Annotated in this window: 11 protein-coding genes; 8 read left to right on the plus strand and 3 right to left on the minus strand. The window is 40.7% G+C overall.

Features of this window, described 5'->3' with window-relative positions; translation table 11 throughout:
- The first annotated feature begins 107 nt into the window (after positions 1-107).
- Positions 108-2,324 carry a winged helix-turn-helix domain-containing protein gene (locus BM736_RS23305; RefSeq protein WP_076416679.1) on the plus strand — a complete coding sequence of 739 codons (2,217 nt, stop codon included), beginning with the start codon at positions 108-110 and terminating at the stop codon, positions 2,322-2,324.
- Between the two features lie 356 nt (positions 2,325-2,680).
- A complete protein-coding gene (locus BM736_RS23310; protein ID WP_076416680.1) occupies positions 2,681-2,917 on the plus strand; it encodes a hypothetical protein in 237 nt (78 codons plus the stop codon).
- 241 nt (positions 2,918-3,158) lie between these two features.
- On the opposite strand, the gene BM736_RS23315 is transcribed toward BM736_RS23310, so the two are convergent.
- The 3 genes from BM736_RS23315 to BM736_RS23325 form a co-directional block, all read right to left on the minus strand.
- The gene (locus BM736_RS23315; RefSeq protein ID WP_076416681.1) at positions 3,159-3,467 is read right to left on the minus strand and encodes a hypothetical protein; all 309 of its coding nucleotides are present in this window, start codon (positions 3,465-3,467) and stop codon (positions 3,159-3,161) included.
- A 101-nt stretch (positions 3,468-3,568) separates the two neighbouring features.
- Positions 3,569-4,099 carry a bifunctional 2-polyprenyl-6-hydroxyphenol methylase/3-demethylubiquinol 3-O-methyltransferase UbiG gene (locus tag BM736_RS23320; protein WP_076416682.1) on the minus strand — a complete coding sequence of 177 codons (531 nt, stop codon included), beginning with the start codon at positions 4,097-4,099 and terminating at the stop codon, positions 3,569-3,571.
- The gene (locus BM736_RS23325; RefSeq protein WP_076416683.1) at positions 4,074-4,484 is read right to left on the minus strand and encodes a hypothetical protein; all 411 of its coding nucleotides are present in this window, start codon (positions 4,482-4,484) and stop codon (positions 4,074-4,076) included. The genes BM736_RS23320 and BM736_RS23325 overlap by 26 nt, the downstream gene beginning before the upstream one ends.
- A gap of 217 nt (positions 4,485-4,701) precedes the next feature.
- Between BM736_RS23325 and BM736_RS23330 the strand changes: the two genes are divergently transcribed.
- From BM736_RS23330 to BM736_RS23355, 6 genes are all read left to right on the plus strand, one after another.
- Positions 4,702-5,439 (plus strand): dienelactone hydrolase family protein, encoded by a 738-nt coding sequence (locus tag BM736_RS23330; protein ID WP_076416684.1) that lies wholly within the window; start codon positions 4,702-4,704, stop codon positions 5,437-5,439.
- Positions 5,440-5,556: 117 nt separating this feature from the next.
- Positions 5,557-6,300 carry a spermidine synthase gene (locus tag BM736_RS23335; RefSeq protein WP_076416685.1) on the plus strand — a complete coding sequence of 248 codons (744 nt, stop codon included), beginning with the start codon at positions 5,557-5,559 and terminating at the stop codon, positions 6,298-6,300.
- Between the two features lie 408 nt (positions 6,301-6,708).
- Positions 6,709-7,278, plus strand: a complete 570-nt coding sequence (ahpC, locus tag BM736_RS23340) for an alkyl hydroperoxide reductase subunit C (RefSeq protein ID WP_076416686.1) — start codon at positions 6,709-6,711, stop codon at positions 7,276-7,278.
- A 215-nt stretch (positions 7,279-7,493) separates the two neighbouring features.
- Entirely contained in the window at positions 7,494-9,071 is a 1,578-nt protein-coding gene (gene ahpF / locus BM736_RS23345; RefSeq protein WP_076416687.1) for an alkyl hydroperoxide reductase subunit F, read from the plus strand.
- 142 nt (positions 9,072-9,213) lie between these two features.
- Positions 9,214-10,359: a GGDEF domain-containing protein gene (locus BM736_RS23350; RefSeq protein ID WP_076416688.1), complete on the plus strand. Its 1,146-nt coding sequence runs from the start codon at positions 9,214-9,216 to the stop codon at positions 10,357-10,359.
- 131 nt (positions 10,360-10,490) lie between these two features.
- A partial coding sequence (locus BM736_RS23355) for a transposase domain-containing protein (protein WP_179079049.1) occupies positions 10,491-10,705 on the plus strand: 215 nt, incomplete at its 3' end.

Genomic DNA, 10,705 nt, shown 5'->3' on the forward strand with positions numbered 1-10,705 from the left:
TGTACTTATATTTGAGCAGTATTGATTTAGTCTACAGATATTGCTCTAATTTCACCTCTTTCTAATGTAGACCTAATTTAAGTCATTGATTAATTGATTGGTATTTAATGATAACTCAACCTAGATATCGCTTGGCTGACAGGCTGATTGACCCCAGCCAATGTACAATTCTTAAAGATGACACCTTGCTCAAGGTCGAGCTGAGGGCGATGCAGGTATTGGTGTGTTTAATAAAGCACGCTGGAGAGCCAGTCAGTCGAGATATGTTGCTTGAAGAGGTGTGGTCAGGGGGGGAAGTTTCAGATAATGCGATAAATCGCATAATAGGTTTACTGCGTAACCAATTAGGTGACAATGCTAAGTCTCCAAGCTTTATTAAGACACTTCCAAAAGTGGGTTATGTGCTGATTGCCGAGGTTGCTTTTGTTAAAGCTGCCTCGAGAGAAGAAAAGTTTACTGAGGAGGTGATTGCCGGAAGCAATATTGAAGAAAGAGGAGTAAATAGCGAGAAGTCGCTAGAAAGAAAAATATTTTCTTTACTTTATAAGTATTCAAAAGCCTCTATTTTATTGTTTGTTGGCTTAGTTGGGGTATCTTTTTGGTTTGGCTGGCAATTTCTATTCAAGAGTGATGTTGATGTTCCTCTTCACCATAGTACAGAACTTAAGCGTTTAACATTTTTAGATGGACAGGAGTTTAGCCCAATACTTTCTCCTGATGGAAAGTACTTGGCTTTTTCGCAACGAGAGTTAGGAGAGAAAAATTGGCGTATAGGTTTAATGGAGTTAGAAAGTAGAATTATTACTTACCTCGATGATCCTATGGATAGCCAAGGTTTTCCTGCTTTTAGCCCTGATGGAAGCAAGGTTGCGTATCTGTCATATGATCAGTCCGGTGATTGTAGAATTAATCTTGTAAAAATCGAAGCCGGCAGTTTTTCTGAGATCAATACGATCACATCTTGTAAGAGGCTAATGCAAGAAACGAGCATCGTGTGGAAACGTTCAGGTAAAGGTTTATTTTTTATCGATGAAGACCATCAATATGATTACTTAACTGAAAAGAAAGTTTTCTCAATAGGTATAGACGGAAGCAATAGGCAGCAACTAAGTCAGCCATACTCTATTGGTCGAGGGGATTATTCATTAAGTTTATCTCCAGATGGCCGTTTTATTGCTGTAATAAGAAATGTACGCTGGTATCAAACTCAAGTCATGCTACTTTCACTAGAAACTGGCAATCTGCAAAGCCTTTTTACGTTATCTCATTTACTACACACCATAGCGTGGGATAGAAAAAGTGGATCATTAATATACCGTTCAATGACTGGAAACTTGACTCGTTATAACTTAGAGAATAAAACCCATGCGCAAATGACTAACATCATGCAGCCAATTATATCGCCAACATCTAATCAAAATGGAGAGGTTGTTGCGGTATTAGGAGATTTTTTTAAAACAAAAATATTAAGAATTGATAGTTTTAAGATGATTGAACAAATGTCATCACTTTCAAGTTATAAGGAAGTAGACAGTAAAAACTCATCATCTTTGGTTTATATTTCATCCTATGGTGGTAATCACATGGCAGCCACTAGTATTGATGGAGAGAAAGTCGCCTTTATTTCGAATCGAACCGGTGTGCCTGAATTATGGCTAAAGCTTAGCAGTGGTAATGAGGTACAGCTTAGTCATTTTAAAAGCATAAAAAACATTAAAGACGTTAGTTTCTCTTTAGATAGCACTAAGGTATTGGGCAGAGTAAACAATAGACCATTTGTTTATGATCTAACATTGAAAAAATTTAAGTTTATTAAGTTTAATTTTGAAAGTGAAGCTTACAGCATATCCTGGGGGCCTGACAGTAATAGTATAGTGGCGAGCGTTGATGTACTTGGAGAGTCAAAGCTTAAGTTGTTAGATATTGACAGTGGCAAAGTAATTAAGGTGATGGCCTCCGGGGGGGAGTATGGAAAGTACGCACTTAATGGGGATTTCTATTATACCAAGAGAGAGAAAGATGGACTTTGGAGAGTAATTAATGGAGAGGAAAAAATACTCATTAAAGATTTTACGATAAAAAGTAATCTTTCATGGACCGTTGTTGGCGGTTATTTGTATAACTTAACCTCTGATGATGGTATTTACTTTTTAGATCGTATCGAGCTTTCAACAATGGATAAAATAAGGCTAACAATCCCTTTTGATGGTCTTGTTGGTCACTCAATATCAGTCGATGAAAATGGCATAGTATTGATTGTAACTTCAACAGCAAAAAATATTGATATTATAAAGTTGCAGTACAAGGATTACGTTGCTAGTTAAGTTATTGTTTTTTATGGTATCACATTTTTATCACTTTCTCATTATTGCCTGTTGTCTTACTGGTATGTAGTTTTGTTTGCAGACGGGTTAGCTCATTTTTAGGTAGGTTGATTTTTAATTAAACTTTACCCTGGGTTTATTCAGTACTAACTGCATATACAGTTTATTGTTATCTATCCGTATCTGGTCCATACGGTTTAATAACTATATAGTTTTAGATTGATAATTTTTAAGCCAGGAATGCAGCCTCATATAGTATTGGTAGATTAAATTTTTAGCTGATTTATGAATGGGCTAACCGGTCGCAAATTGAAAGTGTAATTTTTAATTTAATATAAATAATACTTGGGTGAATCATGAAAAATATCATTAAGGCAAGTCTACTTTGTGTTGTATGTTCTTCTGTTTTTGCAGCTCAACACTCTAATGAAGAACAAATTGAGTCTGATTTGTCAGTTATTCAAAAGTTTCAAGTTAAAAAGTTAAATGAACTATACCGTGTAGATGGTGAAAACACTCCGAATGAGGATGTTATCATTTCCCCAATGGGAAATTGTTCACCTTGGCCTTTATGCGGGCAGCTTGAGAAGTAGATTGATTTGAGATTTAGCTAAACCATATTGAAGTAAGATTTGTCGATAAGATGAAATCAATATTTAAATTTACTATCCGATTAAATTTGTTGGCAGCTAACCTAACTACGTATGTTTTCAAATGTATTAGATAGAAAAATATAGTCATCTCCCTTTTTAGACATAGGCGTATTCATTTTGAATACGCCTTTTTTTGTCTGTAAATTACCTATGTATAAATTTTATCTGTAGAAGGCGATACTTAAGAAAAACTATTTCCGTTAACAAGCATTAGTGCAAAGGTCCAAACCACAAATGAGAGTAAGCAATGGATGAGTGCATAAACCATTTGGTCAAGCCTCTCCATACCATCACCGGCTTGCCAAATCATCTTGGTATGTAGCAGAATAACGAGAGGGAAAAAAGCAAAAAGCGGGTAGAAACTGAGCGCGTGGGCAAGAGATAAATGAGATTCAGCAAAAAGTAAGCGTGCTATCAGCGCCCATATTACCATTAATCCAGTAATGAGTGGTGGCATTGCGTGACGGTGTTGTTCTGGGTTAGCAAACATTAAACCTCCATATTCATTAATGAATGACCACTGAGTTAATTATAGTCTCTAGTGGCCATTTTGATGCTTACAACAAATACAGATGCTTCAAAGAGGTAGTACTAATCTTGAGGCTTTCTTGCTATAAGTTGAGCCTTGAAGCTCATGGTTTGGTTATTATGAACTTCACCTTCAAAGTACTGTAAGCATTCCCATTTATCAAATAGTGATTTCAGCTCATTCGTTTTTAGCAGAAAGTCAGGGTTTCTAGGGCGGCCTATTTCAGCTTGTTTTTCGATAAAGGTTTCATAAACTATTATGCCACCAGGCTTTAAGGCAGCAGCAATTTGAGGAAAGAGTGGGCGATGTAGGTAGTTAAATACCAAGATGATGTCGTATTGTTCTTTAGGCAGTTGAGGAATAGGCTCCAGTTCTAAATCCCATTCGAGGTATTGATGCGCGGATGCATCCCTCTCAAGCTGTGATAAATCTCTATCAAGAAAGGTAATCTTATGCCCTTGTTGCGCGAACCATAAACCATTACGCCCACTGCCACAGGCAAGGTCAAGTACATGGGCTTTCTCTACACCTTTTAATGCTGTGCATTCAGTAATGAGTGCTGCAGGCTCAGCCCTTAACTTCTTTTTTTCCATCGATTCGTCGTCCATGTATAACTGAAAAATGTCTCAGCCCAGCAGGGCCGTGTGAAACCACAACAGAGAGTAGTAGCACAGTAATTAATAATTCAGGCTTGTAGCTTGCAAAGGGAATAAATAGCGCCAGCAGCCCCAACTTTCCAAGTGTTAACACGCCTTTTAATTGTATTAGCCAGCGCCAATCTCTGACTATTTCCCATAGCATCAGGATAGAGCCTGTGGTCATTGCCATGCACCAATAAAAGATCCATTCAGTTTGTGGTACTCCGAGTAGGATCCCACCGCCAGCTCCTGTGATGCCAAGAATATGTAGCGCCCTAAGGCTAGTTTTTCCAAGCCTTTGTGCCCAGAATTGCTTTTCAGATATCTTTGATTTTTTCATGTTGCAGCGAATAAGCGAGGTAATTGCAGCAAGCTTATCAGGAAATTTCAGTCTGTGAAGGGGGCTAGGTTTCAATGTTCACAATGCAGCTAATTACTTTGCTCAAATTAGCTGAGTTAAGCATAAGCTATTTCATTGAATTAGCATCGATAATACCTGACAAGTGCATCAGTGACTGATAAATTAACTAGATATATTTAGCTGGAGAGCAAGTGTTATGAGGGTAAAACAGGAAGTTCATGATATTCCTACTGCAACAGGTTTGATGCGGACTTATTTATACCGCCCTGTTGAAGAGGGGATTTTTTCGACCATTATTTTTTATTCGGAAATTTTTCAGCAAACAGATCCTATTGCTCGCGCTGCAACTATATTAGCGGGCCATGGCTTTGTTGTGTTGGTTCCTGAGGTTTTTCATGAGTTAAACCCAATCGGCACCGTGTTAGCTTATGATGATGCAGGGAAAGATAAAGGCAACCAAGATAAGTTCACTAAGCCACTTGAGCACCATGACTCAGATACACAAGCATTAGTTGAATTTGTTCGGGCGCAAACATTTTGTACCAGTGCAGTGGGAAGTATGGGAGTGTGTATCGGTGGTCATTTGGCTTACCGCGCCGCGATTAGCCCTGATATTTCAGCCGCTTTCTGTTTATATGCTACCGATATTCACTCTAATACTTTGCCCTGTGAAGAGGGGAATGACTCCTTGAGTCGTACCAAAGATATTCAGGGGGAGCTGGTCATGGTGTGGGGCAAGCAAGACCCCCATGTATCTAGCGAAGGCAGAAGTGTCGTTTATTCTCAACTTGAACAAACAGGCCGACACTTTAGCTGGCTAGAGGTGAATGCTCAACATGCATTTATGCGAGATAGCGAAGCGCGTTACGATCCAGCATTAGCGATGCAGATGTATGCGCAGGCAGTTGATTTCTTTCACCGATTATTACGTTAACCGTGTATTTACTGTATTAGGCAGCACAATTGGTACTGTAATGCCTAATACAAATTTCCTTTCACTAAGTGCAATTCGTATAATGCTCGGCCCAACCCCTGATAGTTTCTCAATTTGATGCAAGACGAACAGATCCTCCACGAAAGTCACGATGAATACGGTCCACTCATTGTCTTAGATGACAAGCATATGCGCGTACTATCATTTGGTGATAATGACGAGCAAAGTAAACTCCTTAAAGCGGAACCTCACATTCCACAGCATACTTATATTCAAGCCATGCTCTTGGTATTGCTATTTATAAAGCCTAAGCGTGTGATCATCCTTGGCTTGGGAGGAGGTGGTTTGATTCATGCCCTGCGAAACTTTGATACAGGTATCAAGGTGACGGCGGTAGAGTTAAGGGAGCAGGTCATATCACTTGCTAAGCGATACTTCCAATTACCAATTGGAAAGAAGCTGTCATTGGTTCATCAAGATGCCAACCAATTTCTGTTGCAAGGTGACCATAAGAAAGCTGATATTATTTTTGCTGATATTTATGGCGGCGATGGGGTCGACGAAAACCAGTTATCAGAACCCTTTATCGAAAATGCTGCCAAAATGATTAAAGCCGAAGGCTACCTCGTATTGAACTGTTGGAAAGAACATAGCAATAACAGACTCTTACTTAGCTACTTACAAAAGCACTTTATAGAAGTTAGAGCTTGTCTTACTGGAGGTGGAAATTGGGTGGTTTTAGCCGGCAAATCAAAGCGGGAGATCACAGCGAGTGGTCTGAAAGCTAAGGCCCACAACCTCTCTCAGCAATTGGACTTTACATTGGGACGCTCACTGACAAGGTTTGATATTTGGGAGTAGCGCTAATCAATCGAGGTTAATACTGTGCCAGTGTCTGTTTGAAGTAGCTGCAGTTAAGTATCTTCACCTAAGTATCTGCAGCTAAGCCCATAGCAGGTGATGGATAAAATTTACGTGGCGATTTGCATTAAACAAGCTTGGCACTAATCCGCGAGGTGAAGCCTACTCACAGCTATTTGCTTCTGGCAAACGAGTAACTCATCCACTTTGTATGCTTCATAAACAACTAGCCCCTAATTTGGTTTATTAATTGTGCATTAAACTATGTTTCGTAAAAATCGATTAGGATAATAGGTTTTACCCGTTATCCTAAATCGTTCTCCTTGGTTATTATCTTCACATCGAAAACAAACTGACGCATCAAACAGCGTCAGGTGAAAGATTTAATAACCCTTTATGGAGCACAACATGCATCAGTCAATTATCAACACAACTATCAAACCTTTTTCAGCAACAGCATTTCACAACGGTGACTTCGTTGAAGTTTCTGAGCAAGACCTTCTAGGTAAGTGGTCAGTTGTTTTCTTCTACCCTGCTGACTTCACATTCGTATGTCCTACTGAGCTAGGCGACATGGCTGACCATTACGCTAAGCTACAAGAGATGGGCGTTGAAGTTTACTCAGTATCTACTGACACTCACTTCACTCACAAAGCGTGGCACGATGCTTCTGACACGATTAACAAAATCCAGTACCCAATGATTGGTGATCCAACTGGCGCTATCACTCGTAATTTCGGTGTGATGATTGAGGAAGACGGTCTAGCACTACGTGGTACTTTCGTTATCAACCCAGAAGGTGAAATCAAGGTTGCTGAAGTACATGACCTAGGTATTGGTCGTAGCGCTTCTGAGCTTGTTCGTAAAATCCAAGCTGCTCAGTATGTTGCTACTCACGACGGTGAAGTATGTCCAGCAGCATGGCAGCCAGGTGCAGAGACACTAGCACCATCTCTTGACCTAGTCGGTAAGATTTAATTCGACTGCTCAACAGTAGTTTAGCTTCATCTCCTGAACTGCTGTTGATTAATGAGGTAGCTCATTAATCCTAGTTTCATCCCCATTGCTAGCCCGCGCTCCCCCTTTTAGGTTCGGGCTAGTAACTTTTTTTATTTTTCAAAGCAATTTTTCTTTTCTTATAAACAGATATCTTCACTGTGAGCATGACTCATAGCGATAACCTAGGAGTCATTATGTTAGACACGAATCTTAAAAGTCAGCTGAAAACCTATCTGCAAAACCTCAAGCGTCCAGTTGAACTTGTCGTATCTGCAGATGATAGCCCTAAAGCCCAAGAGCTTAAGTCACTTGCTGCTGACATTGATAGCTTATCGCCACTGGTTTCATTGTCTGAAGTCGAAGGCGAGCGTATGCCATCGATGAAGGTTACCAATAGCGAGACTGCAACTAATATTACATTCGCAGGCTTACCTATGGGGCATGAGTTTACCTCTTTAGTACTCGCGTTATTACATACTGGTGGCCACCCACTTAAGTTAGAAGATGATGTTATTGCACAAATTAAAGCGCTTCCAGGTGAATATCACTTTGAGACCTATGTGTCTTTAAGTTGTCAAAACTGCCCAGATGTGGTTCAGGCGCTGAATATGATGGCGGCAATCAACCCGAATATCACTAACGTGATGATTGATGGCTCCCTATTTCAAACAGAAGTGTTTGAGCGAGATATCATGGCTGTACCTTCTGTGTACCTAAATGGTGAGCAGTTCGCCCAAGGCCGTATTAGTCTTAGCGAGATCCTTAATAAGTTAGATACTGGCGCCGTAACTCGCCAAGCAGCAAAGCTAGACGAGAAAGAGCCTTTTGAAGTTTTAGTCGTTGGTGGTGGCCCCGCTGGTGCTTCAGCAGCCATATATGCTGCGCGTAAAGGACTAAAAACTGGCATCGCTGCCGACAAGTTTGGTGGTCAGGTAAGCGAAACCGTCGCCATAGAAAACTTTATCTCAGTGAAAGCCACTGAAGGCCCTAAGCTAGTGGCTAATTTAGAAGCCCATGTGCGCGATTACGATGTCGATGTGATGGATAATCAAAAGGCTGTAAAGCTTGCCCAAAGTGCAGCAAAACCTGGCTATTACGATATCGAATTAGAAAATGGCGCAACCCTGACCAGCCGTACTATGCTTTTGGCGACAGGTGCTCGCTGGCGTGAAATGAATGTTCCCGGTGAACAGGAGTATCGTGGTAAAGGTGTTGCGTATTGCCCACATTGCGATGGCCCGTTGTTTAAAGGTAAGCGCGTTGCTGTGATTGGTGGCGGTAATTCAGGTATCGAAGCTGCGATTGATTTAGCTAATATTGTTGAACATGTAACAGTGCTTGAGTTTGATAGCAAGTTACGCGCTGATGATGTGCTACAACGTAAAGCCGCCTCTATGGGCAATATCACTATCATTACTCAGGCAATGACCACTGAAGTGAATGGTGACGGCCAACGTGTTAACGGTTTAACCTATACCGATAGAACGACCAATACCAGCCATTCGATTGAGCTTGCAGGTATCTTTGTTCAAATAGGTTTAGTGCCAAATACTGAGTGGTTACGTGGTGTCGTTGAATTAACTGAGCGAGGCGAGATCATTGTCGATGCAAAAGGTGAGACTTCACTTCCGGGTGTATTTGCCGCTGGTGATGTAACGACTTCACCCTATAAACAGATTATCATCGCGATGGGGAGCGGTGCCACAGCATCCCTAGGAGCATTTGATTTCTTAATCAGAAATAGCGAACCTGAGCAGCAAAGCGCCGCTTAATATCACGCTTGATCATTGTTTTACATTGAAAACAGCCAGCTTAAATGTTGGCTGTTTTTTTTTGGACAATTATAATGGGTGGTTAAATGAGCTGATAATTTGAATTTATGAGCTTTGGCTTTCTATCAATGAGTGAGTATAAATGGAACTAGCTCTACCCTCATCAGAAAAACAGTTGGACATTGAAAGTCATCTCTACTTGATTAAAGGGGTAATGTGGGCCTCTTTAGTCTCAGTATTTATTATGTTAGCTATTTTTGCCAACATAGCGATGCAAGTAACGCCTATTCTCAGTGTTACCAGTGCAATTCTATATATGCTCCCTACATCAATTATTGCCGTTATTGGTGCTGTAAATATTAAAATCCGCTCTGTTAGTGCCGTACCTAATAAGCTACTGCTATTTTACCTTTTGATCCTGCAAGTTAGCTGGTTGCTACTGACTTGGAGGATCTTTGATAGCACTGATACCCTTGTTGGTGGGGATGAGGCCCTAGCAAGTATAGAGACGCTGATTGATATTTTAGTGCTGACATTCGCAATCGCGCTATTTCCAAACCCTAGGGTGATGTGGACGGGGGTATTGCCTCTGATGTTAATGGGGCTTTTTTTACGAATAACTGAAATCCCAGATAATTACCTGTTCCCTATGACTAAGTTTATCTGCTTTTTTGCCATCATTATTACAGGCCAAAAGGTACTGTTTTCTTGGTTTAAAAAAGCTATCGTCAGGGATGTTGAGAAGCAGTACCTATTGAAACACTTTCGCCGAATGGCGTTAATTGATGGCTTGACACAGATCAGTAATCGCCGTCATTTCGATGAGATTCTATCTCAAGAGGTAAGGGCATCTGAGCGAAATGGCCACCCTTTATGTGTCATTCTTATTGATGTCGATTACTTTAAAAAGCTAAATGATAGTTTAGGTCATCAAGTGGGTGATGAATGCCTGGTAAAGCTTGCTCAAGTACTCAGCTCGATTGCCAATCGACCCAGAGATCTCGCGGCGCGTTATGGTGGTGAAGAGTTCGTCATATTGTTACCAGATACTGATTTAAAGGGCTGTCTAATAATTGCAGAGAAGCTCAAGCAGGCAATTGCTGAGATTAAGTTGCCTCATCCTGATTCGGATGTGAGTCGATGGGTCACAGTGTCTCAAGGTGTCTGCCAATGGCAGGATGGCTTGAATATGGAATCTTTGATGTCTAGTGCCGATAACTTACTTTACCAAGCCAAGTCTGAGGGAAGAGATAGATATGTTGCAGGATGCGGTAAATCGCTAAATTAAAATCGCCTAAGTAAAAGTGCTTAAGTTAAAAAAGCCCTCCTATAAAAAGATAATGCCGATCGTTTAAGAGGACTTGAACGATCCTGCAGATGAAAGATAATCCCTACCAGTATTCTGGTGGGGATTTTTTTATGTTTGCGCAAGAGCTTGAGCTAGTTCATGAGTCTGTTGAAGAAAGTGGGTCTTATGGTTCTGTAATGGAGGCTATTGATTCAGAGTGGATAGAGCAGTCATTACTCACAGCCAACAAGGCAAGTATCCGTAATCGCCGTTTGCCTGCACAGCAGGCAGTCTGGCTCGTGCTTTGGATGGGGTTAATACGTAACCAGTCCATCAAAGAGGTTTG

Origin of the sequence: Shewanella sp. UCD-KL12 (genome assembly GCF_001957125.1) — a bacterium.
Lineage (GTDB): Bacteria > Pseudomonadota > Gammaproteobacteria > Enterobacterales > Shewanellaceae > Shewanella.